This is a genomic window from Streptomyces sp. CAU 1734 (assembly GCF_039888735.1).
Lineage (GTDB): Bacteria > Actinomycetota > Actinomycetes > Streptomycetales > Streptomycetaceae > Streptomyces.
This window is the reverse complement of the sequence record NZ_JBDQQP010000019.1, coordinates 1-24,351: the sequence shown is the minus strand read 5'-3', so window position 1 is coordinate 24,351 and position 24,351 is coordinate 1. Positions and strand designations below refer to the sequence as shown.

General features: G+C 68.2%; 21 protein-coding genes. 14 read left to right on the top strand and 7 right to left on the bottom strand.

Features of this window, described 5'->3' with window-relative positions; genetic code table 11:
* Nucleotides 1-83: 83 nt before the first annotated feature.
* Together AAFN69_RS29590 and AAFN69_RS29585 are read left to right on the top strand one after the other, a co-directional pair.
* A complete protein-coding gene (locus AAFN69_RS29590; RefSeq protein WP_347731941.1) occupies nucleotides 84-7,034 on the top strand; it encodes a polymorphic toxin-type HINT domain-containing protein in 6,951 nt (2,316 codons plus the stop codon).
* Between the two features lie 1,236 nt (nucleotides 7,035-8,270).
* The gene (locus AAFN69_RS29585; protein WP_347731940.1) at nucleotides 8,271-8,408 is read left to right on the top strand and encodes a hypothetical protein; all 138 of its coding nucleotides are present in this window, start codon (nucleotides 8,271-8,273) and stop codon (nucleotides 8,406-8,408) included.
* A gap of 87 nt (nucleotides 8,409-8,495) precedes the next feature.
* Here AAFN69_RS29585 and AAFN69_RS29580 read toward each other — a convergent pair whose 3' ends face one another.
* Both AAFN69_RS29580 and AAFN69_RS29575 read right to left on the bottom strand, forming a co-directional pair.
* The gene (locus AAFN69_RS29580) at nucleotides 8,496-8,873 is read right to left on the bottom strand and encodes a DUF6233 domain-containing protein (protein WP_347731939.1); all 378 of its coding nucleotides are present in this window, start codon (nucleotides 8,871-8,873) and stop codon (nucleotides 8,496-8,498) included.
* Nucleotides 8,874-8,878: 5 nt separating this feature from the next.
* Nucleotides 8,879-9,235 (bottom strand): hypothetical protein, encoded by a 357-nt coding sequence (locus tag AAFN69_RS29575; RefSeq protein ID WP_347731938.1) that lies wholly within the window; start codon nucleotides 9,233-9,235, stop codon nucleotides 8,879-8,881.
* Nucleotides 9,236-9,630: 395 nt separating this feature from the next.
* On the opposite strand from AAFN69_RS29575, the gene AAFN69_RS29570 reads away from it, so the two are divergent.
* A complete protein-coding gene (locus AAFN69_RS29570; protein WP_347731937.1) occupies nucleotides 9,631-9,927 on the top strand; it encodes a hypothetical protein in 297 nt (98 codons plus the stop codon).
* A gap of 660 nt (nucleotides 9,928-10,587) precedes the next feature.
* Here the strand turns inward: AAFN69_RS29570 and AAFN69_RS29565 are convergent.
* A complete protein-coding gene (locus AAFN69_RS29565; RefSeq protein WP_347731936.1) occupies nucleotides 10,588-10,848 on the bottom strand; it encodes a hypothetical protein in 261 nt (86 codons plus the stop codon).
* Between the two features lie 68 nt (nucleotides 10,849-10,916).
* On the opposite strand from AAFN69_RS29565, the gene AAFN69_RS29560 reads away from it, so the two are divergent.
* The 9 genes from AAFN69_RS29560 to AAFN69_RS29520 all read left to right on the top strand — a co-directional run bounded on the left by AAFN69_RS29560 (nucleotide 10,917) and on the right by AAFN69_RS29520 (nucleotide 19,141).
* Complete coding sequence (locus AAFN69_RS29560; RefSeq protein WP_347731935.1) at nucleotides 10,917-11,243, top strand: Imm21 family immunity protein; 327 nt, start codon at nucleotides 10,917-10,919, stop codon at nucleotides 11,241-11,243.
* Nucleotides 11,244-11,353: 110 nt separating this feature from the next.
* A complete protein-coding gene (locus AAFN69_RS29555) occupies nucleotides 11,354-11,872 on the top strand; it encodes a pyridoxamine 5'-phosphate oxidase family protein (protein ID WP_347731934.1) in 519 nt (172 codons plus the stop codon).
* A 320-nt stretch (nucleotides 11,873-12,192) separates the two neighbouring features.
* On the top strand, nucleotides 12,193-14,439 hold the full coding sequence (locus AAFN69_RS29550; RefSeq protein ID WP_347731933.1) for a helix-turn-helix domain-containing protein: 2,247 nt from the start codon (nucleotides 12,193-12,195) through the stop codon (nucleotides 14,437-14,439).
* A gap of 12 nt (nucleotides 14,440-14,451) precedes the next feature.
* Nucleotides 14,452-15,012, top strand: a complete 561-nt coding sequence (locus tag AAFN69_RS29545) for an XRE family transcriptional regulator (protein WP_347731932.1) — start codon at nucleotides 14,452-14,454, stop codon at nucleotides 15,010-15,012.
* Nucleotides 15,013-15,740: 728 nt separating this feature from the next.
* Nucleotides 15,741-16,328, top strand: a complete 588-nt coding sequence (locus tag AAFN69_RS29540) for a terminal protein (RefSeq protein WP_347731931.1) — start codon at nucleotides 15,741-15,743, stop codon at nucleotides 16,326-16,328.
* Between the two features lie 91 nt (nucleotides 16,329-16,419).
* Complete coding sequence (locus AAFN69_RS29535; protein WP_347731930.1) at nucleotides 16,420-17,178, top strand: hypothetical protein; 759 nt, start codon at nucleotides 16,420-16,422, stop codon at nucleotides 17,176-17,178.
* 638 nt (nucleotides 17,179-17,816) lie between these two features.
* A complete protein-coding gene (locus AAFN69_RS29530; RefSeq protein WP_347731929.1) occupies nucleotides 17,817-18,266 on the top strand; it encodes a DUF2199 domain-containing protein in 450 nt (149 codons plus the stop codon).
* A gap of 333 nt (nucleotides 18,267-18,599) precedes the next feature.
* The gene (locus AAFN69_RS29525) at nucleotides 18,600-18,833 is read left to right on the top strand and encodes a hypothetical protein (RefSeq protein WP_347731928.1); all 234 of its coding nucleotides are present in this window, start codon (nucleotides 18,600-18,602) and stop codon (nucleotides 18,831-18,833) included.
* 5 nt (nucleotides 18,834-18,838) lie between these two features.
* The gene (locus tag AAFN69_RS29520) at nucleotides 18,839-19,141 is read left to right on the top strand and encodes a hypothetical protein (protein WP_347731927.1); all 303 of its coding nucleotides are present in this window, start codon (nucleotides 18,839-18,841) and stop codon (nucleotides 19,139-19,141) included.
* A 58-nt stretch (nucleotides 19,142-19,199) separates the two neighbouring features.
* Here AAFN69_RS29520 and AAFN69_RS29515 read toward each other — a convergent pair whose 3' ends face one another.
* Both AAFN69_RS29515 and AAFN69_RS29510 read right to left on the bottom strand, forming a co-directional pair.
* The gene (locus tag AAFN69_RS29515) at nucleotides 19,200-19,571 is read right to left on the bottom strand and encodes a hypothetical protein (RefSeq protein ID WP_347731926.1); all 372 of its coding nucleotides are present in this window, start codon (nucleotides 19,569-19,571) and stop codon (nucleotides 19,200-19,202) included.
* Between the two features lie 61 nt (nucleotides 19,572-19,632).
* Nucleotides 19,633-20,196 carry a DUF6262 family protein gene (locus AAFN69_RS29510; RefSeq protein ID WP_347731925.1) on the bottom strand — a complete coding sequence of 188 codons (564 nt, stop codon included), beginning with the start codon at nucleotides 20,194-20,196 and terminating at the stop codon, nucleotides 19,633-19,635.
* 282 nt (nucleotides 20,197-20,478) lie between these two features.
* Here AAFN69_RS29510 and AAFN69_RS29505 point away from each other — a divergent pair, with 282 nt between their 5' ends.
* Together AAFN69_RS29505 and AAFN69_RS29500 are read left to right on the top strand one after the other, a co-directional pair.
* Nucleotides 20,479-21,237, top strand: a complete 759-nt coding sequence (locus tag AAFN69_RS29505) for a MerR family transcriptional regulator (protein WP_347731924.1) — start codon at nucleotides 20,479-20,481, stop codon at nucleotides 21,235-21,237.
* Between the two features lie 632 nt (nucleotides 21,238-21,869).
* The gene (locus AAFN69_RS29500; RefSeq protein WP_347731923.1) at nucleotides 21,870-22,598 is read left to right on the top strand and encodes a hypothetical protein; all 729 of its coding nucleotides are present in this window, start codon (nucleotides 21,870-21,872) and stop codon (nucleotides 22,596-22,598) included.
* 381 nt (nucleotides 22,599-22,979) lie between these two features.
* On the opposite strand, the gene AAFN69_RS29495 is transcribed toward AAFN69_RS29500, so the two are convergent.
* The gene (locus tag AAFN69_RS29495; protein ID WP_347732057.1) at nucleotides 22,980-23,444 is read right to left on the bottom strand and encodes a helix-turn-helix domain-containing protein; all 465 of its coding nucleotides are present in this window, start codon (nucleotides 23,442-23,444) and stop codon (nucleotides 22,980-22,982) included.
* A 5-nt stretch (nucleotides 23,445-23,449) separates the two neighbouring features.
* Nucleotides 23,450-24,226, bottom strand: coding sequence for a hypothetical protein (locus AAFN69_RS29490; protein WP_347731922.1), 777 nt, complete (start codon nucleotides 24,224-24,226; stop codon nucleotides 23,450-23,452).
* Between the last annotated feature and the right edge of the window lie 125 nt (nucleotides 24,227-24,351).

The window sequence follows — 24,351 nt, the reverse complement described above, 5'->3', positions numbered from 1 at the left end:
CCCGCATGCCCGCACGTTCACCACGCCCGCGTTACCCAGGCGGCTCCAGAGCCGTCGCGGCCCTCGTGCTGACCTTGTCGACCGTGCTCACGGCATCGACAGTGCAGGCCGCGACGGCCTCCGAAGCGACGGGCCGCGCCTACCAAGCAGACAAGCCCGGATTCGAAGACCCCGCCAAGACCACACCCAGCAAGGCGAAACCGCGGCCGGCCGACGCCACGAAGAACGCTGCGGTGCCCGCCCTGGACCCGGCACACTGGCCCACCGCAGGCACTGCCTCCGCCGATCTGACAGCAGGGAAGACAGCGACCATCCGCCCCGGAGGTCTGCCCGTCACCCTCACCACCCCCGTCGTGCCGAAGAACAACAAGGCGGGCAGGGCCCAAGCCGCCTCCACCACCCCTCCCGGCGCCCCGGCCGCGAAGAAGGTACGGGTCGAGATCGTCGACCAGTCCCGGGCACACGCGGTCGGCGCGAGCACCCTCCTCAAAGTTACCCACGAGGGCACCGCGGCCACGGCCAAGACCCGTATCGGCCTCAACTACACAAGCTTCGCCGAGGGCCACGGCGGCGACTACGGTGCCCGGCTCGCCCTCTTCCAGCTCCCGGCCTGTGCCCTGACTGCCACACCCGGCTCGAAGACATGTCCCCAGGCACCGGTCCCGCTGCGGACGGTGAACGACGCCGAGAAGAAGACGCTGGCCGCAGATATCCCGGTGGGAACCGGCAGGAGCGCGCCCCTGCTGGCGGTGGCCGCCACCGCCAGCTCTTCGCAGGGCTCTTATGACGCGACCCCGCTCGCCCCCTCCGCCACCTGGAACGTCTCCCCGTCCTCCGGCGGCTTCAGCTGGTCGTACCCGATGGAGGCAGTTCCCACCCCCGGTGGCTTCCAGCCGGATATCGGCCTCTCGTACTCCTCTCAGAGCGCGGACGGCAAGACCGCGATCACCAACAACCAGGGCTCCTGGATCGGTGAGTCCTTCGGGTACGAGGCGGGCTACATCGAGCGTCAGTACAAGGCATGCTCCGACGACGGTCACAAGACTTCCGGCGAGCTGTGCTGGGCCCACGACAACGCCACCGTCATGCTCAACGGCGAGTCCGGCCAGCTCATCCTGGACGACAAGACCGGCGAGTGGCGCATGGTCAACGACCTGGGCTGGAAGTTCGAGAAGTTGACCGGTGCCGTGAACGGCGACGACGACGGCGAGCACTGGAAGGTCACTGCCGACGGCACCGAGTACTTCTTCGGGCTCAACCGCCGCACCGGCTGGACCAGTGGCAAACCGGAGACCAACTCGACCTGGACCGTCCCCGTCGCCGGCGACGACAGTGGCGAGCCCTGTCACAAGGCGGCCTTCGCCGACGCGTGGTGCCAGCAGGCCTGGCGCTGGAACCTCGACTACGCCAAGGATCGCAACGGCAACACCATCTCGTACTTCTACGAGAAGGAACTGAACGCCTACGCCCGCGGCGGCAAGACCGATGTCAATGGCACCGCCTACACCCGCGGCGGCCACCTGGAGCGCATCGAGTACGGTCAGCGCCAGGACGAGCTATTCACCGCGGCGGCCCCGGCTCGTGTGCTGTTCACCACCGCCGAGCGCTGTGAGAAGACAGCCGACTTCGACTGCGCTCCCACGAAGTGGACGACGGCGAATGCCGCCCGCTGGCCCGACACCCCGTTGGACCGCTACTGCGCGGTGAACACCAAGTGCACCTTCAGCCAGGCCACCCCGTCCTTCTTCACCCGCAAGAAACTGACCGGGGTCACCACCCAGCTCCGCACCGGTGCCACCGCCTACGGGGACGTCGACGCCTGGCACCTCAAGCACCTCTTCACCGACAACGGTGACGGCTCCAAGACTCTGTGGCTCTCAGAGATCCAGCACGAGGGACGGGCAGGCGGCGGCAGTATCAAGCTCCCCTCCGTCCAGCTCATCGGCAGGAAACTGGACAACCGTGTCGACGTGGTCGGCAACAACCTCTCCCCGATCATGCGGTTCCGCCTGCACACGGTGCTCAGCGAGTCGGGCGCGCAACTCGATGTGACCTACAAGCCCGCCGACTGTACGGTCGCCTCGCTGCCCGCGCCCGGAGCATCCGTGAAGCGGTGCTACCCGGTCGTCTGGGCGCCGCCCGGATATCTCGACCCGATCACCGACTGGTTCCACAAATACGTCGTCGCATCAGTGCAGCACTCCGACCGCACCGGTAAGAGCGACCCGATGGTCACCGAGTACGACTACCTCGACGACGCCGGCTGGCGGAAAACGAAGCCCGACGGCATCACCGACCCCAAGTTTCTGACCTGGGGACAGTGGCAGGGCTACGGAAACGTGCGGGTCACCACTGGGAACGGCCAACAGCAGACCTCACGCATTGAGCACACCTATCTCAAGGGCCTGAACGGTGACGAGAAGGCCGACGGTAGCGCCCGTACCTCGTCCGTGACCGACTCCGACGGCACGCTCCACACCGACCGTGAGGAATTCACCGGCTTCGAGCTGGAGAAGGCCGCCTATCAAGGCGGGAAGATCGCATCAAAAACGATCACCACACCCTGGTACCACTCCACCGGCACCCAGACTCGCACGTGGGACGGCAAGAAGGTCGTCATCGACGCGGGCGTCACTGCCGCTGAAGAGACTCGCGGATTCACCGCTCTGCCCGGCGACGACAAATGGCGCAAGTCGATGTCGAAGACGAAGCTGGACACCGCCGAGGGCGTGGTCGGGCGAGTCAAGGAGGTGAACGACCTCGGTGACCTGCTCAACACCACCGACGACACCTGCACGCGCACCGACTACGCCGACAACCCGTCACTGAACATCCGGTCCCTGCCGAGCCGAGTGGAGACCGTCTCTGTCGCCTGCACTGTCACACCGCAGCGTGCGACCCAGGTCATCAGCGATGACCTGACCCTGTACGACGGCAAGAAGCACGGAGAAGCACCCACCAGGGGCCTGGTGACCCAGTCCGAACGGCTGATCGCCCATGACGGAACCACACCCAAGTATCAGATCACCAACACTACGACGTACGACTCCGACGGACGGCCAGTCAGCCAGACCGACGATCGCATTGCGGCCGCCGACGGCAAGAAGGCGACCACCTCGTTCACCTACACCGAAAACCACGGCCTCGTCTCGACAGGCACCGCGAAGAACGCCGTGGGCCACACCGTCACGACCGAGTACGCCCCCGCGTGGGGGCATCCCTCAGCCCGTACCGACACCAACGGCCGCCGGGTCGACTACGAGTACGACGCGCTCGGCCGACTGACAGGGGTGTGGCAGCCCGACCGTCCCAAGGCTGGCAATCCGCCGGACATCAGGCACAGCTATCTGATCCGTCAGGACAAGGCCTCAGCCATCAAGACGGAGAAGGCGAGCAGCAGCGGTTACAACCCGCCGGAGTACCAGCTCTTCGATTCGCTGCTCCGCCCGCGCCAGCACCAGACCGAGGGACCCAACGGCACGCGCATGATGGCCGACGTCTGGTACGACGGCCACGGCAGGATCGCCAAAACCAACGCCACCTACAACGCCCTGGGCACACCCTCCGACGAACTGGTGACGACTCCGGACGGCGAGGTCGGAGCCCAGACCCGCAACGTGTACGACGGCATGGGACGGCCCACCGCCGTAATTTCCGCCATCGCCGGCCACGAGCAATGGCGCACCACGACGAGCTACGACTCCACCGCAGCAGGCGACCGCATCCACAGCGACCCTCCGCCCGGCTCCATCCCGACCACATCGCTCGTCAACGAGGCCGGTCAGGTCACCCAGATCCGGCGCTTCGAGGGTGCATCCCCGGTCGTCAGCGGGCCGCTCGGCGCACACACCAGCACCAGCTACACCTACCGGCCCGCCGGGCAGCTGGCAACTGTTACGGACGACGACAACAACATCTGGTCGTACGCGTACGACCAGCTCGGCCGCAAGACCAAGACGACCGACCCCGACGCCGGAATCACCGAGGTCACGTACGACGCCGCAGACAGGCCGACGACCGTCACAGACCCGCGCGGAAAGTCCGTCACCACGGCGTACGACGTGCTGAGCCGCCCGCTGACCACCCACGACGGTCCGGCAACCACCAGCCCCAGGCTGACGGAAACCAAGTACGACCGGGCAGGTGCTCACGGATATCCGTACGCCTCTCACCGCTACGTCAGCGCGGACAAGTACTTTGCCGCCACCGTCGTGCGCTTCGACAGCCTCTACCGGCCGATTCAGCAAGCGATTCAGATCCCCGACACGGAAGGCGCGCTCAAGGGCACGTACCTCTACACCACCACCTATAACCCGGACGGCACGGTCAAATCGACCGGCTTGCCCGCGATGGGTGGTCTGCCGCAGGAAACCCTGGTCACCACCTACGACGACCTGCAACGGCCGACCACACTCACCAGCGCGAGCAACAACTACGTCACCAACACGGCCTGGACGCCGACCAGTCAGCTCTCCACCCTCACGCTGAACACCGGCGGCAAACAGTCCGAACAGCACTTCTTCTACGAGAAGGGCACCGATCGGGTCGAACGCCAGCTGGTGACCGTCGAGGGCATGGCGCGCGCCGCCAAGGATGTCCACACCTCGTACGACCTGTCAGGCAACGTCCTGTCAGTCGCCGACACAGCGGACACCAGCACCCCATCGGCTCTCGACGTCCAGTGCTACGCCTACGACGGCCAGCGCAGACTCACTGAGATCTGGACCCCTCAGGCCACGGCGGCGACCGCAGCCGGGTCCGGCACAGTCGGCATGGCGACACCCGAGTACGCCGGCAGCACGCCCACAGCCTGCACCTCGGCCGAACCCGGCAACAACCCGCTCGGCGGCCCGGCGCCGTACTGGACCTCGTACTCCTTCGACAAGATCGGCAATCGCAGCAAGGAGATCCGCCACGACGTGGGCCGGGTGGCGTCGAAGGACATCGTCCGGACATACACCTACTCTGACGCGAACCAGAACGGCACGACGAAGGAGACAGGTGACGGAGGCCCGCACGCCGTCACCAAAGTCACCGAGAAGTCCGTGACGGGGCCGCAAGACTCGTTCTTCTCCTATGACGCCTCCGGCAACACTGTCCAGAGGAAGATCGGCGGCGACACCCAGACCCTGCGGTGGAACTCCGAAGGCAAGGTCGACGAGATCACCGAGCCCGACGACGAGACGACCCCGGACAAGGACGAGTCGAAGACGACGACGTTCCTCTACGACTCCGGGGGGAACCGCCTCAAGCGCACAGACCCGTCCGGCACCACCCTCTACCTCCCGGGCGCCACGGAACTCCACCTTCCGGCAGGCACGGGCACCACGACCCAGGGCACCCGCTACTACAGCCACGCCGGCGAAACCGTCGCTGTGCGCACCGCAGGCAAGGTCTCCTTCATCGCAGCGGACAGGCACGGTACAGGTGACCTCGCCATCGACGCCACCACCGGTGCGGTCACCCAGCGCCGCACTGACCCGTACGGCAACCCGCGCTCGGGCGGGACTCAGTCGAGTGCATGGCCGGGACAGAAAGGCTTCGTGGGAGGCACCATTGACGCCGCCACGAGCCTGACGAACATTGGGGCGCGCCAGTACGACGCGGACCTGGGCAAGTTCATCTCCGTCGACCCGATCATCGACGTGAACGACCCACAGCAGATGAACGGGTACTCATACGCGAACGACAACCCGACCACCTATGCGGACCCGACAGGCCTGGTGCTCGGATGCGGTGGTCCTTATGAGGACTGCCCCTCCAAGCCCGGTGCACCGAAGAAGAAGAAGCCGTCAAAGGGCGGCGGTAGCGGTAGTGGCCCTGGGAAGGAGGTAAACAAGGCCCAGAAGGATGTCGACAATGCCCAGCAGTCACACAACAACGCCAAGCAGAAGATGCAGAAGGCAGCAGACGCGCTCGGCAAGGAACTTTTGGACCAGCTCGGCGTCACGGCAGCTATGGACTGCATCTCCACCGGCAACCTGAGCGACTGCGGCGAGACACTTCTCAACGTCGCGAGCTATCTGGTCGGAGCCAAGGCAGTTCAAATCGCCGCTGGCGGCGTCGACATAAGACGACCTTGGGAAGCTCCCGGGAGGATCAAGCGCAACGTAGGACTTCTCGGCGACCTCGTCTTCGGGCTCAAAGAAACCTACGACACCTCCAAGAAGCTCGACCGGGCCAAGGACAAACTTGCGGCAGCCAAGGCGAAGGAAACGAAGAGGAGGGAAAAGGAAAAGTGCCACAGCTTCCTGCCCGGCACTCTGGTACTCCTGGCCGACGGATCAACGAAAGCGATCGAAGACGTCGAACCGGGCGATGAGATCACCACGACCAACCCCCAAACGGGTAAAGAGGTCGTCCGCAAGGTCGTCGGAACCATCGTCACCGAGGACGACAAGAATTTCGTCGACCTCACCATCACTACGGATGGCGTGGAATCGTCCCTGATCTCCACCACGACCCACCCTTTCTGGGTCGAGGCGGAACGCGAGTGGATCAGGGCCGGCAAACTTAAGCCGGGTATGCACCTCACCACCCCTAGTGGTTCGACCGCACTGGTCGAAGGAACACGCTACTTCGAGAAGCGCCAGCGCACGCACGATCTCACCATTGGCGACCTGCATGCATACTATGTGCTGACGGGAGTCACTCCACTCCTCGTTCATAATTGCGATGGCGGCTTCAAGAACCCCGTTTCCCCGGGTGAGATAACGGAGCTGAATCGTCAATTTGGCGGGATGGTCGCGGAGCGCGGATCTCCTGGTAATGCATTGCTCAACGCAAGTCGCTATGACAGCTTCTGGGAGAAGTCCGCTGTGATAATCAGAGACATTGCCGGCGCCCACATGTTCGACAATGGAAATAAGCGAACCGCTCATGCCACAGTGTCTCTACTAATGGAGCGCAACGGCATCACTAGTGGGCCAAATTCGGATGATTTGTGGAGCGTTATATCTCGAGTAGCCACGCCTAGAAGATCAGGTCACAGCATGGACGTCGGGAAGATTGCCTCGATGTTGCGAGGGTACTGAACGGGAGCGATAATGGTGGATATCGAGCTACTCATGGATCAACTGGGAAGGGTTGGCATCACTGTCCTCCTCAAGGTTGACCACGAGCGAATGCATTCGGGGCACAAGCCCTGGACGATGGTAATGTCAGGCCCGGGATTGGGTGAACGTGGATTGATTCGCACGGACGCACCCACCCTCCAGAACTGCCTGAAGTACTGCATTCGAGAGCTGAGTACGTGCCCCGGCGATTGGGACTGGCTGAAGTTGTATTCGTAGCCACATAGAGGTCCCGCCAGAATTGATTCTGGCGGGACCTCTGGCGCTTCTGACGTCAGTAGTGAACAGAAGCGTCGAGGGTACCGGGGCTCTGCGATGAGCCGCGAGGGTTTCGCCACGGGCGCCGGGAGAGCCTGCTCCGTCGGGGTGTCGGCCCCACCGGGCATTCTCCAGTAAACCGCCGTTACCTCCGCCAGGGCCCCACTTCACAAGGACAGCAAGAAGGCCATATCGGCCTCTTACGGATTCACCGCCAGAGGAAGCGGCAACCGCTGGGAGTGCGACGGTGTCATCACCAGCGGCCCGATTGCCCGCCTGACCATCATCGGCGTCACCGCCCGCGCCGAGCGTGGCCCGGCCGGTGCGCTGACGCCAGACGCCGGGATATCGACGGCACCGTCAGGGCCTTCTGCCGCAAGGAGACATCCTGCCCTGGCAGGGTCGATCACCGTCTGGCCGGAAGCAGTGCCTGCGGTCGGATGCCAGGGGAGGGATTCTTGCCCCGTGGAAACAGGAGCCAGCGCCCGCGGGTTCGGTCTGTCGGGACCGGGCCAAAGCCGCTTCGCGACAAGACTGCCGCTGATGGTCTACCCGACCGCTGGGCTCGGATGGATGGCGTCGGGTGCGCCAGCCCGGAGATCTGGCCCGAGTCCCCGCCGTAGGCCGATTCCCGCCCATCCGGTGGCGGGTTCTAGGACCATCGGCACATGTTGTGATGTGCATCACTCGCTGGGTGATTGAGGGGGTACAGGGCGGGTGGTTGACCGTTTGACCGGGTTCCGGCGGTCCAGGTCAGAGGTGCGGGCGAGGGGTGCGTGGAAGAGGTGACCGACGACAGGGGGAACATCTGTCTGTTACTAAAGTTGTGCGGTGCGTGAGATTGGTTGGGTCTGGTGTTGCGCATCCGGGCCCTGCCATTCGTCTTTGGTGCAAAGGGCGTACACCGGCGCACTTCCGGGACCGCTCCCCGGGGAGGGGGTGCGGATCCCCACACTCGTCCGGCGCACCACCCGCCACCGCCGCATCGCCACCGCGCACCTCCTGCGCGGCGCCTGCTACGGCCTGGGCACCAGCGCCGTCACCCTCCTCGCCGTCTGGGCCGAGCAGTACATCTGACACCCCGTTTGTGCCCGCGCCGGACCGTCGGCGGACACCACGCCGGCCTGCCACCGCCCGCGCCGCCCGCGCCGTGGCTGGGCGTTGTCAGTCGACAAAGCCCAGGGCGGTGTCGGGCTTGCAGTCGGGGCAGGCGGGCAGCCCTTCGGCGAGTGCGCGGCGGGCCTCATCACGGGTCAGGGACTTGCTGCCGGGCGCGGGGATCCAGCACTCGCCGGTGTGCAGGCCGATCGGCCCGGCGATGCTCTGCTCCACCAGCCAGTCGGGGGCGGGAGAAGACGGGCCCAGTGTCCCGGCCGGGGTCGGCCGCGGGCCAGGGCGTCCGCGGTCCGGCCAGGGGGAGCGGCGGGACAGGTGCTGTTCGGCCTCGCGGATCCAGCGTTCGGTGCGGTCCAGGTCCTGGATCTGGACGCGGCGCAGGAAGTACAGCCACTCCAGCCGCTCGGCGTCGGACGGCCCGGGCACAGAACTCAGCCCGCCGGCGCCGCAGGCCCGGCGCCGGTAGCGGTGCGCTTCAGCTCCATCCGGGCCTCCACCAGAGCCGGCCCGGACAGAGTCCGCCAGAACGGGTCCGCCGTCACCCGCTCGGCCAGCTCCAGCAGCAGCCCGCGCAGCCGCGCCACCTCGGCCTTCTGATGGTCGGTGTAGCCGGGGGAGTCCGGCATCCCGGACCGCCGGTCACTGTGCAACTGCTTGTCCCCCTCCCAGCCCGGCGCCGGCTCCACCGACCACGGCAGCTCCCGGCACAGCTCCGCGTACTCGGCCCGCGCCCGGTGAAGGCGGAGCTGCGCGTCGCGGAGATCTACGGGGAAGTCGGTTTCAGCCATGACTCAATAGTATGCATGTTCGAATCAGTGTCCCCGCTGAGGCAGGTCCGGCTGTCGCTCCGGCCCCTCTGGATGCGGCAGGCTGTCTGTGTCACCGGCATGATCTTTTCTCTGAAGCCGGCACCGTCCGGGCACGTGCCTGCGGGGCGGGCCAGAGCGGTGGAGCGAGCGGTCCAGCTACCCGGCCCCGCGTACGACGTCACCCCCTCCCGGCACTGCGGTATCGGGTCGGGCGGCGTGTCACCCGATGGAGTGGCGGCCGGGGGATCCGGGCGGTCCGGGCCCGACACTGAGAAATGCCGCTTCCGTCAGCCAGGGAGAGAACCCGATGAGTGCCACCCGCATACCGCCGTCGGCAGCCGGGTCGGGTCCGCCGACCCGCTCGCCGTACCCACGTGAGTGAGCCGTACGGCGCTGAGCCGGAGGGCTGGCCCTGCCTGCTGTCCGCCGAGGCCAACGCCCTGCTGGGCGACGTCTCACTGTCAGCCAGTGTGTTTGGCGCGGTCATCGCGGTGACCGTGCAGATCAATGAGACCAAGGGGTATGTGCCGGGCAGCACCGCCTCGCCGAGGTGGCCCCAGCAGCGCCGTGTCCCGCTCGGGCCGGACGGATCCCTCGGCGTGGCCGAGTACGTCATCGTCGCCGACGCTGACGAGCCCCACTGCGTGCTGACCCGGATCCAGCTCTACTGAACCGGCGGTCCGGGCCGTGGCCGCCGTGGATCCGGGCCCGGGGGACGACCCAGCTCGCTGGTTGGCGCCTGTCTTGTGTGCCGGGGTTGTGGGGTGGGCACCGGGCCTGGCGGCCCGGTCCGGCGGTGCGTCGCCTCCGGAGGCCGGATCCTGCCCGGTCGGGGCTGGACACCGTGGCGGCCTCCTACTGGCGACCCCTCCGCTTCGCGCAGGGGCTGCGGGCTGCGCCCTTGCGCGAACCCCCGGCGGGCTCCTCCGGACCCCCGCCCGCCGGGGGCCTGGTCCCGGTGGTGCCGCTTCGTGCGAACGGGCGCTCTCCGGAGGAACTGCAAACAGCCGGCCGCGCGAGGTAGACGGCCGTTCCCAGTGCGGGCGGCGGACAGCGAGGACTTTCACGGCCGGGACGGAGAAGCGAAGCCTGTATGGTGCTCTCCGCTCACAGCCGCCCGGAGAGCTCGTGGGTTGCCAATGAACTCGCCGCTGTCGTGGGACTGGTGGGCAACCGCTGGGGCCTTGTGGATGTCCCACAGCGGGCCCCGGCCGCCGCACGCTCGCCATCCAGGCTGCCCCTGTGCGAGGCCTGCGGCTGAACGGAGGGGCACCTCGCGCAACCGCGGTGACCGTGGCCGCACCAGTTCGGGTCCGGCGGGTTCGCTGCCATCACCCGGGCGGACACACACACCTCCCAGGCCCGGCGAGGGAGCGGGCGGCTTCCTTGAGCGCGACGCGGGCGGCGGGAGTTCCGGCGGAGGTGTCCCAGTAGGGGTGGGCGGCGATCCGGGCGGAGAGGGTGAGGAGCCGGCGGCGGTGCGCGCCCGCGCCCGACGTGCTGGTCGCGGTCTCGGCGAGATGCCGGTAGGCGCGGTACCAGGCGGTCTGGGTCTCCAGGAGGTCGGTGGGGAAGGTGCGCTGTCGAGCCATGGCCAAATTAGATCGCATGTTCGATTTTCAACGCAAAGGCGTGGCGTACTGTCCTGTGTCATCGAACTTTGAGCGATTGCCACCGAGGTTTGAGTGGTCGGGGGCCGACCCGGCTCCGGCTTCCGAGCGGTGTCAGTGGAGGGCGGCAGACTTCGTGCTTCCTGCCGAAGAAGCGGGTGTTCGTTCGGCGGCTGGCTGCGTACTACGAGGCCGAGGTGTTCACCGCAGCCGAGACGGTTCTGGCCGATCCGGACACCATTTGGGAGGACAGCGGACTGCGGGGCACCGACGGCCCGGCAGTGTTGATGGATTCGGCCGAAGCGGGCGCCGATAGGGGAGTGGGCTATTCCGACGGGAGCCGGCCGGATCAGTTGGTGTCCTGCCGAGTGGTGTAGCGGGTCGGGGGTCGAACGCGCGGGTGTCTGCCCGGGGCGTGCATCCGCTGTCGGCGCGTGCTTCGTTAATGACGACAGAGGGTGTCGGGTTTACGGCCGACGATGGACGTATGCGCGAAACCCCAGAAGAACTCGACGAGCTCCAGTCCCTCCTCGACTCCTCCCTTTCCGGCTCGACCGCACACCTCCGCTCGATCGTCGAGGGCCGCACCATCACGGCGGCGCAGCTCGCCGGGGTCCTCACCGGCATGTGCACGCTTGCCCTCTCCACGGTGACCGCAAAGGGCGAACCGCGGATCAGCGGCGCCGACGGGCACTTCCTGCACGGCCGGTGGCACTTCGGCACGGCTCGCAACGCCGCCAAGACCCGTCATCTCGCTGCCCGTCCGGCCGCCAGCGTCGCCCACATGCGCGGCGAGGACCTCGGCGTGTTCACCCACGGCACGGTGGAGGAGCTGAACCCCGAGGACGCCGAGACCACGGCCGACTGGCATGAACTCCGCGCCTACTTGAAGGACTTCTACGGCGACGACGCCTTCGACTGGAACCGCGAGGTCGTCTACTACCGGCTCAACCCGCACTGGATGACCGTCTACGCCCCCGACCTCGACAAACTCACCGGCACGTGACGCCGGGCCCGTCGACGAGGGCCCGCACCTGCGCGTACGCGGGTGCGGAGCCGGTCGACGGCACGCCGTCGCGTACCGCAGGCGCCGTGGCGACGGCCTCGCCCAGCGCCCTCCGGTACAACAGCGACCCGAGGCTGCACCGCGCGATCGAAAACTGTCGCTCCTAACGCTCGGCCCCGACCACTCAAAGTTCGATGGCACAGGATACGTACCCCGCGGGCGTCGGCATGGCACCATGAACGCTATTCGTACGGCTCACGTACGCTATTCGTACGCGAGAAGTGCGTTTCGCGAGGTATGCTTCGGGTCGGAGGTGTTTCATGTCCGAGTTGTTCGACGCCGTCGACGCCCTGCTCTCGTCGCGCGCCGTTCTCCCGCCGCCGGCGGAGCGGAAGCGTTTGCGTGCCGCGCACGGTCTGACGATCGACGAGGTGGCGGGCGCGCTGAAGGTGCGCCGGGCCACCGTGTCCGGGTGGGAGTCCGGTAAGACCGAGCCGCGTCCGCCGGAGCGCGACGCCTACGCCCGGCTCCTCGACGGGCTCGCCAAGCTCTACCCCGCAGCCCCGGCGGAGGCCTCTGGCGCCGTGGCAGTCCCGGCCGCGTTCACTGGCGCGCCCGCTCCGGAGGAAGTCGAAACTCTGCCTACAGGCCCCGCCCCCGAGGCTGCGGTCATGACTGCGAACGAGAACACACGGACCCCCGCCCCAGCTCCCGCCGCCGCTGCTCCGGTGGCCGCGTCCCGCCCGGCGAGCACCACCAGGAGCGCGTCGACGTCACGCCGTCCCGGCGCGAAGAAGGCGGCCCCGGCCGGGACCCCTGCGGGCGGCGCCGACCCGCGGTTCGAGAACGGACCGCTGGCGGTGCTGGATGTCGAGGACGGGAAGGTGCTGGCGTACTGCGTCGGTGGCCTGGTCCTGGACGTGGCCGCCAAGTCCCTGCCGTCCCTGGTGGACTGGACGCTGAAGGAGGCGAAGCTGGGTGCGCCGAAGCTGTCCGGGCCGGGCAAGGACGCCGATCCGCTGATCGTGCTCACCGAGGCCGCGCTGGAGCGCTACAGCCTCCCGGCCGCGCTGACCGAGGAGGAGCGGATCGCCGGCAGGCTGCCGGAGGGTCACAAGGTCATCAAGCAGCTGGTCCGCGCGCAGTGGAAGCTGACGAAGCGCGGCTTCGGTCCGTGGGCGCGGATCTACCGCCCCGCGACCGGGTCGGAGCGGGCCTGCGTGCAGCTGTGCATCCCGTCGTGGAACGCGCTGGACACGCGGCACTGGGGCGCGGCCGGGCAGCTCCAGGCGCCGGAATTGGCCCGCGTGCTGGGCGTGTACGCGTCCCGGGTGATGACGCCGCGCGGCTCCACGGCCGTGACCGGTCTGGAGCTGATGACCGCGCTGCACCCGGCGACCCGGGCCTCCGCCCCGGACGCCGACGGCAAGCGCACCTCGGAGCACAACCCCGGCTCGCTGGGGAAGGACCCGGTCGACCCGATGAACTGGCCGCCGTGCGAGGTCCCCGACGGCCACCCCGTCCTCGCCGATCTGCCCCGCTTCCACGTGCGCGGGCCAGCGGAGAAGCTGTTCGAGGAGGCGTACGACTGGGCCCGTCCGATGACCGACGCGGAGTGCACTCCGCGCCACCTGGTCGGCATCGACGTCAACATGGCCTTCGCCGCCGGAGCCAACGGCCTGAACGTCGGCCTCGGAGAGGCCGCGCACGTCACCAAGCCCGTCTTCGACCCGAAGCTGCCCGGCAGCTGGCTGGTGGATCTGAGCCACGTCGACCTGTCGAAGGTAAAGGTTGGCAAGGAATGGGTAGAGCTGGATGGCGGCCTGCTGCCGAGCCCGTTCACGCCGAAGGGTGAGCGCCCGGCCGGCCCGGCCTGGTACGCGACCCCGACGGTGGCGTACGCGGTCGAGCTGGGCTACGAGGTGCGCCCGACCGAGGCGTGGGTGCGGTACGAGAACGGCCGCTACCTGGACGGCTGGTACCAGCGGCTGCGCGACGCCTACCTCGCCACGATGGCCGACCTCGGCGTCGACCCCGACCTGCCGCCGGAGGACTTCCTGGCGGCGATGAACGGCTACAAGGCCCGCGACCCCGAGCTGGCGATCGTCGTCTCTGCGGTCAAGGCCACGGTGAAGGGCGGCCTGGGCAAGCTCCGCGAACGCCCCCGCGGCGAGAACTGGCGGCCCGGCCAGCCATGGCGCGCCCTCGCACGGCCGACGTGGCGGCCGGACATCCGCGCGGCGGTCATCTCCCGCACCCGCATCAACCTCCACCGCAAGATCGTCAAGCACGCGGCGTTCACCGGCCAGTACCCCATCGCGATCCTCTCCGACTGCGTCGTCTACGCCTCCCACGGCGAGACCCCGCTGGACTTCCTGCCCCACCGGGACGGCAAGCCCCTCCCGGGCGGGTTCAAGCTCGGCATCAACCCCGGCCTGGTCAAGCACGAGGGCACCCAGTCCGTCCTGTGGGGCGAGGAAGTCCGGGAAAAATTCAACGCCCCGGAACTCAACCTCGCCCGGTACATCAAGGACGGCCAGATCACCGACACCGACAACGGCGAGTAGGAGAACACGTCGATGAACAGCGAGTTCGGCGGCGGCCTCGACCAGGCGGTCCACAAAGCGTTCACCCGCCCCGCACCCAAGACCGCCGGCGCCCGGATGCGGTACCTGGTCAAACAGCACAAGGGCACCAGGGCCGTCGCCCAGCTCCTCGGCGTCTCCCAGCGCACGGTGGAGCGATACGTCAAGGACCAGATCAAGAAACCCCGCCCCGAGCTGGCCGCGCGCATGGAGCGCGAGGTGAAGGCCCGGTGGCAGCCCCAGATCAAGGCGAAGGCCCGCAAGAAGGCAGCCACCACCGGCGGCATCGTCGTCGACATCCACGCCCGCATGGGCTACACCGCCCCCATCGGCTCCACCGACGAAAGCCGCATCCGCCACCTCACCGTCGCCCTCCCACCCCGGCACGCCGCCCGCCTCCTCGACGCCCAGGACCAGGGCGCCGACGAGGGCCGGCTGCGCGAGCTCACCGCCGAGGCCCTCAAGGAGACGTACTTCCAGGACAACGGCGGCCGGGCCGGGTCCCTCGAAGAGGTGCGGATCACCGACGTGGTCCACCTGGACTTCGAGCTGTAGCCGCCGCGCCCCGAACAGCCCGCGAGCCCCGGACCTGCCCTGGTCCGGGGCTCGCTCGCGTATCTGCGGGGGAGCAGATCGTCCTGCTCAACGACGTTGACGCGGGGCGGTCACCCAGCGCCCGCACCCGGATCCGCGGAAGGCTGGCCTTCCTGCGCGGCGAGGGCCGCGCCGACGAAAGCTCGCACGAGCGCGGCAGCCTCGGACGTCGTGACGTCCTTCGTCCAGTTGCCGGTCACGTGCCGACCGCTGCACTCCAACTGGAACCGGTGGACCCCGTGCGCGTGCTCCAGTTCGCGGGCGTACGGCTGTCGTCGGCACCGGCTGCGGGTCGCGCTCCGGGATGTCGCGGTAGACGGGGAGCCGGACGTCGACGACGTCGTCCAGGCGCACCTCCATGTCCGCGAAGACGCGGCCAGCGGCGCGGATGTCGCGTTCGTCGTACGGCCAGCGGCTCTTGTGCTTGTAGCAGCGCACCGCTACGTCGCCGAAGAAGACGTAGCCGTGCTCTCGCAGCCTGGGCATGTGGAGGAGCTCGTCAGGATCCAGCGGGACTGCGGCGTGCTGCGTCAGGTCCGCGAAGAGGGAGCGTGCGTACTCCCCGCTGATGGGCATGGCCGGATGGTGGCAGCCGCCGCTGACAACGCCTCCCGGACCGGGCCTCGGCGCTGGTCCACGGCACCGAGGCCCGGCCGCTGTCCACAGGGCGCCCCGGATCCACTGCCGGGATGAGTAATCACGAGCAGCAGCCGGCACCGCGCCGAGGCAAGGTCCTTGAGGCCCTCGCGCGGGCGGAGCGGAAGGTCTTCACCCGGCCCGCGCCGAAGTCCGCCAATGCACAGGTGGAATTCCTTCTCACGCAGATGAAGGGGTCGGCCAAGGCCGTGGCGGAGCATGTGGGCACCTCAACCCGCACGATCGAGCGCTACCGTGCAGGGAAGCTGAAGAAGCCGCAGAAGCGACTCCGGGCCGCCCTGGCGGAAGCGACCGAATCCGAGTGGCAACCCCAGGTCAGAGCACAGGCACGCGCCCAGGCGGCCACCTCCCGGGGGATGATGGTGGAGGTGACCGCGTACTTCGGATTCACCTGCACCGGCAGCTCGGACGACGGCCGCGAGCGCCACATCACCACGGACATCTCGCCCACCTACGTGAAGCAAATCCTGGCCCTCCAGGAAGCCGGAGCGACGGAGGAGGAACTGCATCCCATCGTCGCGGAGGCCATCACCGAGTCGTATTTCACGGAATGGGGAACGCGGGCCGACGGACTGCGAGCGAATTTCACGGCGGTGACCTCGATATCTTTCCGGTTCTAGCTCACCCGAAATTCCGGCCTGCTATAAACCTGTCCAGGGCCGTCACGGCCGGATATCCAGCTTCACCGTTGCCGCGAGATGGGAGACCTCTGTGAGCACCCCTCTTCCCCGGTCCAGCCAGCGCCCGCGCACCCCGACGACCGGCGCGCCCGCAGCCCGTCGGGGGTTCGACGGGGCGAAGGTCGGCCGGTCGGCGGTGCAGCGGCGGGCCACCGGCATGACGGCCGACGAAGCCGCCGCCGCGCTGGAGAGCGCCGAGTGGATGCAGCACCTCGACCGCGACCGCGAGGACCTGGCGGGCGATACGCGCGGCCCGGCCGAGATCGCCGAGTGGCAGCGCATCACCGCGCTCCTCCGCTCCGCGGGCGGCGTCTACGACCCGGCCGCCGACGCCGTCGTCCAGGACGAGCTCGCCGCCGACCGGCGTGAGCAGGAAGCCGAACAGCAACGCCTCCAGGAACAGCAGCAGCTCGACGCCCGCGCCGACCACCTCGCCGAGCTCGCCGCGTACGGCCGCCTCGACCGCACGGTGGAGAGCCGGCCGGGCGACGAGGACGCCCGCGACGTCATGGCCCGGCGCGGCGACTACCACGCCACGGTGGTCGACGGCTGGCTCGCCCGCGCCCTCGCCGACCGCTCCGGCCACTACGCCGACCCCGCCGCGCGCACCACCGCCGCCGGCTCCCTGCCCGTGGAAGTACGCGCCCACGCCGCCCTCGCTCTCGCCCTCGGCGCCGAGGGCGAGAGCGAGGGCGAGATGGAGGTCGCGGGCCGGCTCGCCCCGGCCGACCCGGCCGCCACCCACGCGCTCGCCGCCTGGATCACGGCCCGCAACCCGGGCACCCGGTGAGCACACCCCCTCCGCGCCTCTGGGAGATGACCGCGCGTGACCTCCCAGGCTCCCAGCTCAGCGTCGGCGAGCTGGGAGCCTGGGAGCCCGAATATCCAATTCAGGCCGTATGTCTGGGAGGTTGACCCGCGTTTCCTCAGGAAACCGAAGTTCTGGGAGGTGAGCTGGGAGCCTGGTAGGTACGAGGGCGCGCCCCGCTTCGTTTCACTGAGGGTTAGTCACACTGTCACGGTCCCCGTGTCACGGCGGCCCGGAATCGCTGTCACGCCGAGTGTCACGCTGCCGGGGCCGCCCTGCAATCACGGGCCCCGGGGCCCGTTCCGGGCCCTCTCCGCAGCGTGACACCCTCCTCTTGGCGCTTTCTCCCCGTATCGCTGCGTGACCGTCCACAGTGTCCTGTCTCAGCGAAGATTCACCGGTCTCACTGAAGATTGACGACCGGCCTGTTCGTCTCATCGAAGTTTCACCAGACGGTTGTCGAGCCGGGTCTGGATCATGGCAGCAGGGTGCCACCAGCGGCTTCGGCTGTGTTGGACGGCCTGGGATAACCCCGTACAGGTGCTCACTAGAATCGCGCCATGGCTAGTGATCTCGGTTTCACGTGCTCATGCTGCGGCGAGCACCACGCAGAGCTCCCCATGAGCTACTCGACCATGGCCCCTGACGTGTGGGATCCCAGCTTCGAGAGCGATCCGGACAGCATGCTGTCGTCCGACCAGTGCGTGATCAAAGGCCAGCACTTCTTCATCAGGGGTCTGATCGAGATACCTGTGATCGGCAGCCAGTACGTCTTCTCATGGGGCGTCTGGGTCTCCCTGGGCAGAGACAATTTCGCCCGTGCTCTTGAGGTATGGAACACAGAGGGCCGCGAGTCCGAGAAGCCCTACTTCGGCTGGCTCAGCACCGAGCTCGCGCTCTATCCCGAGAGCACCAACAACCTGAAGACCAACGCCCACACCCGGCCGGTCGGCAAGCGCCCCTTTATCGAGCTGGAGCCCACCGACCACCCGCTCGCCGTCGAACAACGCACCGGCATCACCCTCGGTCGCGTGCGTGAGATCGCCATGGCCGTGCTGCATCCGGCCTGAGCCACACCAGTAGGGACGGTCAAACCTTCCGTGAGACCGGTCAAGCTTCAGTGAGACGGGACACACAGTTAGGGGCCACTCCGGCGCCGCCACCCTGATCTACACCGCCCACGCCGCCTCGATCCAAGAAGCCACGGCGAAGGTCCAGAAGCTGCGCAGTGCACCTGCGCCGAGCCGGGCCTCGGCCGGCGGTGCGCGGGCGAACCGTGGTGCGCCAAGGTCGAAGCAGCCGCGGCCGCGAGCCCCCTGCCCGGCTGAACAGAGCGGTCCCACGGCCGCGGTGCGGCCGATACCGTGGTGACACACGCCCGCTCCGTGCCCTGGAGGCCCTCGATGAGGGAACAGCCGGCCCCCGCCCCCGCGGCCCGGCAGCAGCTGGAGCCCGACGCCGCCGACGGACTGCGCGCGTATGCGGCCCGGGCCCGCGCGGACGCCGACCGGCTCGCCGCGGTCCTGGAGGACATCGCCGCCAACGGCCTCCCTGCGGTGGAGGGGTGCACGCGGTGGGAGGAGCTGCGCGAGCAGCACCTCGGCCGGCTCACCGCCCAGCGTCCCACCGCCGCCTGACCCGGATGACACCTCGCCACTCCCCGCGCCGGGCCCGGATCGTGTTCAGCGACGCCGCCGCCCGCCAGCTCGACGCACTCACCACCGAGCACGAGCTTCATGCCCTCGACCGCGCCCTGGTCGCGCTCTCCGTCGACCCCGACCTCGGCGACCCCATCCCCGGCAGCGACACCGCCGGCCCGGAGCTGCGCCAGTACACCGACGACGTCGAACAGGTCCGGGGCCTCTACTTCGTCACCGTGCTGCGCACCGTGGTTATCTGGGGTTCGCGGAGCGTATCCGCGGTTCCGGCCGGTATGGGTGTGTGAGGGACGTGAGTCACGGGACGCTTTGCCCACTGATCATTTCAGGGTGAGGCTCCACCGGTCACTCGTCGTCGAGCCGCTGAAGAATCTGCGTGAAGTCACCAGCATCGAGCAGGCCTACGAGCACCTGAGTGATGCTCTCGATGCCAGGTTCCCGAACGATCAGGCCATCAGAGCACCAGAAGTAGCGACCGCCCAGCTCCTCGCCGGTCTGGGACCACCTCTTCATCAATCGCTCGACCTCAGCGAGAGTGAACACCGTCGCGCTCCAGCGGGAGCCGTCTGCAGCCAGCCGCACCTCGACGTCAACGTTGCAGACGGCATCCAGATCCTCGCCCGCGCTGGGCAAGAACGACGCCTCGAACTGCTCTGTGCGGACGCGGTACCAAGGTTCATCCCAGCCCTGGTCGACCTCGTTGCCTGTGTTGGTCATCCGGGGAGTATCTCGGTCCGCCTAGATGTACTCAAATGGGCCTTCCTGCTTGCGCATCGCGTCAACGGCTCTGGTACCGGATCATGCGACGGAGACTGGTGCGGGCGGCGGCGAGGTCGCCTTCAAGCTCGGCGACTCGCTGCTGGAGTTCCGCGTTCTGGGTGGTCGCCTGCCGTTCCGCGGTGGACAGGCGCAGGTTCTCCTCGGTGAGCTCATTGACGCGGTCGACCAGATCGTGGTTGCTGAGCTGTTCGACCTGCTGCCCGAGGTGAACACGGGCCTGTTGCCTCAGCTGGTCGTTCTCGGTCCGGAGCCGCTTGATTTCCTGGCGGGCGAGAAGCAGGTCGGTCTGCTCGCTGGCGGTAGAGACCTTCCGTCCGCTCTGCTGGTCGTGGTGGCTATGGGCGGCCTGACGGGCCCGCGCCTGGTCGATGCGTTCACGCAGGCCAGGGGCATAGACGAGCCAGCTGGAGACGCCCGCCTCGCGGGCGACCGTGGCGAAGGTGATGCGCCGGTTGTCGTGGAGCATGTCCTGGACGGCTTTGAGGACGCGTCCGCGTTTGTCGGCGCTGTCCCGCTGGCGTGCGGCTTTGAGGATCTCCGCGGGTGTCCTGGAGGGCTTCATGGATGTCTCAGCTGGGGATCGGGGCTCTCCTTGCTGGCTCTGCTCACGAGAGACACGACAGCGTTTCTCCAGGGATTCGGGAGGCACCTGGACCCTGGGCAGGGCACATTTGTTCACGAGTTCTGGCAGCAGGCGGAGACTGGTCCGCCGGCAGTGTGCGCCGTGCCTGTTCGATTGCGAGGATCCTTGGCTCGCGGGGTTGAAGTTGCCGTTGCGGCAGCTTCTACCGTCGCGACCAGGGCCGGAGAAACCGGCCCGGCGACACACGTGCAGGGAGTCGTGATGGACTGGCCGATCGAGGAGGTCGCCCGGATGTCGGGCGTCACCGCCCGGACTCTGCGCCATTACGGCGAGACGGGCCTGCTGCCGCCGGCTCGGATCGGGGCCAGCGGGCGCCGCTACTACGAGGAGTACCAGCTCCTGCGGCTGCAACAGATCCTCGTGTTGCGGGCGCTGGACGTCGGGGTGCCGGAGATCGGCCGGATCCTGTCGGAACAGGTAGATGAGGTGGATGCCCTGCGGGGTCACCGCCGGCGCCTCCTCGCGGAACGGGACCGGCTCGACACACTGGCCGGCACCGTTTCCCGCACGATCGCCGAACTGGAGCAGTCCAGGAAGGACGGCAACCCCATGACCATCAACCGCCCGGAGAACCTCTTCGAGGGTGTTCAGCCCTCCCAGTACAAGGAGAACATGAGCGACTTCCCCGACCTCGCCAAAGAGGTCGGGCGACGTGCCGGCGCGATGAGCCAGTCCGACGCGGACGCCGCGCACCGTGAGCGCACCGCGCAGATGATCCGGCTGGCCGAACTCATGGCGGCAGGCCACCCGGCCGACGCCGACCCGGTCCAGGCCGAGATCGATTCCCAGTACCGGGCACTGACCGCACTGCGCGCTGTCTCCGCCGAGGACTACCGGGCCATCGGGCGCTCCGTCGTCGACAACGAGACGTGGCGGGCAGCATACGAGGCTGTCATTCCTGGCCTGGCGGCGTACCAGCGCGACGCCATCGAGGCGTACGCGGCCGCCAGGCTGAACTGAGACACGACCAGCCGCCATCCGGGAAAGCCCGATGGCGGCTGGTCGTGTCACGGCGAGCTAGCGATGTTCGATACACAACAAGCGACAGATCAGAACGGTAGATAACCATCGTGGTGGTCGCGTACATCGAGACCTGACCCGCCGGCCGCGCCTGCGGCCGCACCGGAACGCAGCGCCCCGGAACCGCCCGTCCGGGGCGCTGCTGCGTCCCCGGCCGCCGACGGCTCCGCCGGGTTCGAAGACGGGTGTGATCGACGGGACCGTCGTCTTCACCGTTGAGTTCAGCACCGGCACCTGGTGCACCGGTTGCTGCTCCTGGTGCTGCTCTTCGTGGTAGTGCCGGTTGGGCAGCGCTGCTCTGCTGGCCGGGGTGCTGCGTGGTGCCGGAGAGCGTTGACACTAGGACTGCTCGGCCCGGGCGGGACAAGGGTGCTGCTCGTGCAGCCCGGTGCAGCGGCCTGGGTGCTGCGAGCAGCAGCTCCTTCTCGTCCTGGTCCTGCTGCCTGTGCACCCGGGCCGTTGCAGCGGAGCAGCACGGTCGGCTCCGCGCCCGGGGCAGCGCCGTGGTCCCTGGCCGGGCGGACCGCCGAAAGAGGCCCGGAGTGCTGCCGCCGCACGGCATAGTGCAGGGGGTGACCACCACTGCGGATCTGCTCGATTTACCAGCCCGTCGGCGCCGCCACGCGCGATTCATCGCCGCCCTCACCACGATGATCGGTGCCTGCGCGTCGTCCGCCGGCGACGTGTACGGCCCGATCTCCCAGGCGGACTCCGGACAGGACGCCGTGCCCGTCTCCCTGCTGCAGTGCGTGCAGCTCAGCCTGTCCGCGCAGCTCTTGCTGGACCTGGCGGTGGAGGAGGACGCGGCCCGCTGGCCGGAGGACGTCAGGCCAGCTCGGGCCGTGCCCCGCCGTACGTTCGCCGAGAGGTGCGCCGAGTTCGGGCCGCAGCGGGCGGTGAAAGGGGGCGCGCCGGTGCCTCGGTCCGTCGGCGCGGTCCCGGCGCACAGAGTGCCGTCGGAGGGCAGGGCGCTGTTCGAGGTTGGAACCCTGGTCTGCGAGCGGTGGACGGACGATCCTCAACAGGCCATCGCCCGGGTGGAGGAGGCCGTCGCCACCGGCGCGTTCACCGCGGGCGAGATCCTCGACGAGGCCGCCGACTGCGCGGTGACGGTCGGACTGCTGACGCTGGACGGCGCGCGGGGACAGAGCGATCCGAGCATGGCGGCGGAGCACTGCCTCCTCGCTGTCCGGCACTTCGCCGTCGCGGTCGCCCTGGCCAGCGCCGACCTCGACATCGACATCCCACACCACCGGACCCGCGCCAGGGAGACCGGCCTCCGGGACGCTCGGAGCGGATAGCCGGCCACGCCTCCAGTCCCTGCCGATGCGGCCGAGAAGCGCTGGACGCCCCCTCCTCAACCGGCAGCACCAGGGGCAGCAGCTCGGCGACGCCCTGGTCCTGCTGCTTGCGCGCAGTACTGGAGCAGCGGATCAGCACGGCCGGTGCTCCGGGGTCGCTCAAACAGGTCGCACTTGCGGTTTCCCCTGGCGGGGAACGATGTACGCGCGTTCCCTGCGGGCGGACGGCGGTGTAGGCGAGCTGGAGCCAGCCGTTCTCGGCGGGCCGGCCGATGCTGCGCGAAGGGCTGGTGGTGCTCAAGCCGGCCCGCCTGCTCACGACAGCGGTGCCGGACCCTGCGGGCGGGTGCGGCACCGCTGTCGTGAGGCGGGGGATCAGGCTCAGCCGACGGCGTGAAGTGAGTTGCGGCGCTTGGCGTCGGCGGCCTTCTTCGCCGCTGCTGCCGCAGCCCGCTTCTTGCGCTGCTCGGCGAGCTGGTCCTGGTAGGCCGTGACGGCCTTGTGGTAGTTCGCCACGTAGTTCCTGCTGTCCAGGCGGTCCGCTTTCGGCATCATCTTGACGGCGTCGTGGGCGTCCTCGGGGGAGGAGTAGCCAGCCAGCATGGGATTGATCTGGTAGACGCCGTTGCGGACCTTCTTGACGAGTTTGGCCAGCTCTAGGCTGCGCAGTGCGGCGTTCACGCTGGGGCGGCTCAACCCGAGCAGTTCACCGAGGGTGGCCTGGTCCATCGCGATACGCCCTCCAGGCTCGCTGAGCGCCCGGAGCTTGAGGAGGGCGCGGTAAGCCGCGGGGGGCAGATCCAGGTCCGAGAGAAGGCCGTCGGCGTTGGTCGCCGCCCACTTCATGCCGCTCACTGAGCTGTTCCCCTCTCCTGGCGCTGCGCGCGGGCAAGCCGGCGGGCAGCGCGGTCTTCGACCCTCTTGGTCCTCAGGGCCTCGATCTCTTCGCGCATGTGCTCCAGCGACGGGAAGCGCACCAGGTCGGGCAGGCTTTCGTCTCTGCGGATCTTCGAGATCATCTTGTCTTGGTCGACCTGAACATAGTCGGCTTCGACGAGTTCTGTGCCTGGGATGAACTCTGCTACACGGTACGAGTAGGGCGGGTTGAACTGGTAGATGCCCCGGCGGACCTTGAAGACGATGCCGTGAGACATGATTTCACCGAGGGCCTCATTGATCTTCCCTCGGTGCACGTCCAAGACCGTGGACATCTCTTCCTGAGTCAGCCGGATCTGCCCGCCGGCCTTCTGGCAGGCGATCATCAACAGGATCAGCCGCAGCGGCAGGGCCTCACGGAAGTACTGCGCGATCAGGAAGAAGAACTCCAGCGAGTCCATCGAGAACGCCTTAGGGCGCTCCGGGGTGTCGTAGAACTCCAGTTGCTTACGCTCGCTGCTCAGCGACAGCTTCCGGCGGGGGTAGCGGCGGGCGACCGAGTCCAGGTCCTCCACCGGCTCGACCGGCCGGGACCACGCCCGCACCTCATCATCGGCGGGCAGCTGCGGGCGCGGCGCCCGCTTCGGTGCGGGACGGCGGCGCTGCGGCTCGGATGACACGAGGCTGCTCTCCACTTCGCTGATCTTGGACGGCAGCAGTATGTCAGCCTCACCGACACTTATGTCGGCCACGCTGACATTCCCGCGTGTTGTGTCCCCTCAGGGGGGACACAACTCCACCTCCGAACCCTCAGCGGACCGGCTGACGGGACACTCTTCGAATGTCGGCCTCGCTGACGTTTCGCCCTTCAAAGTGT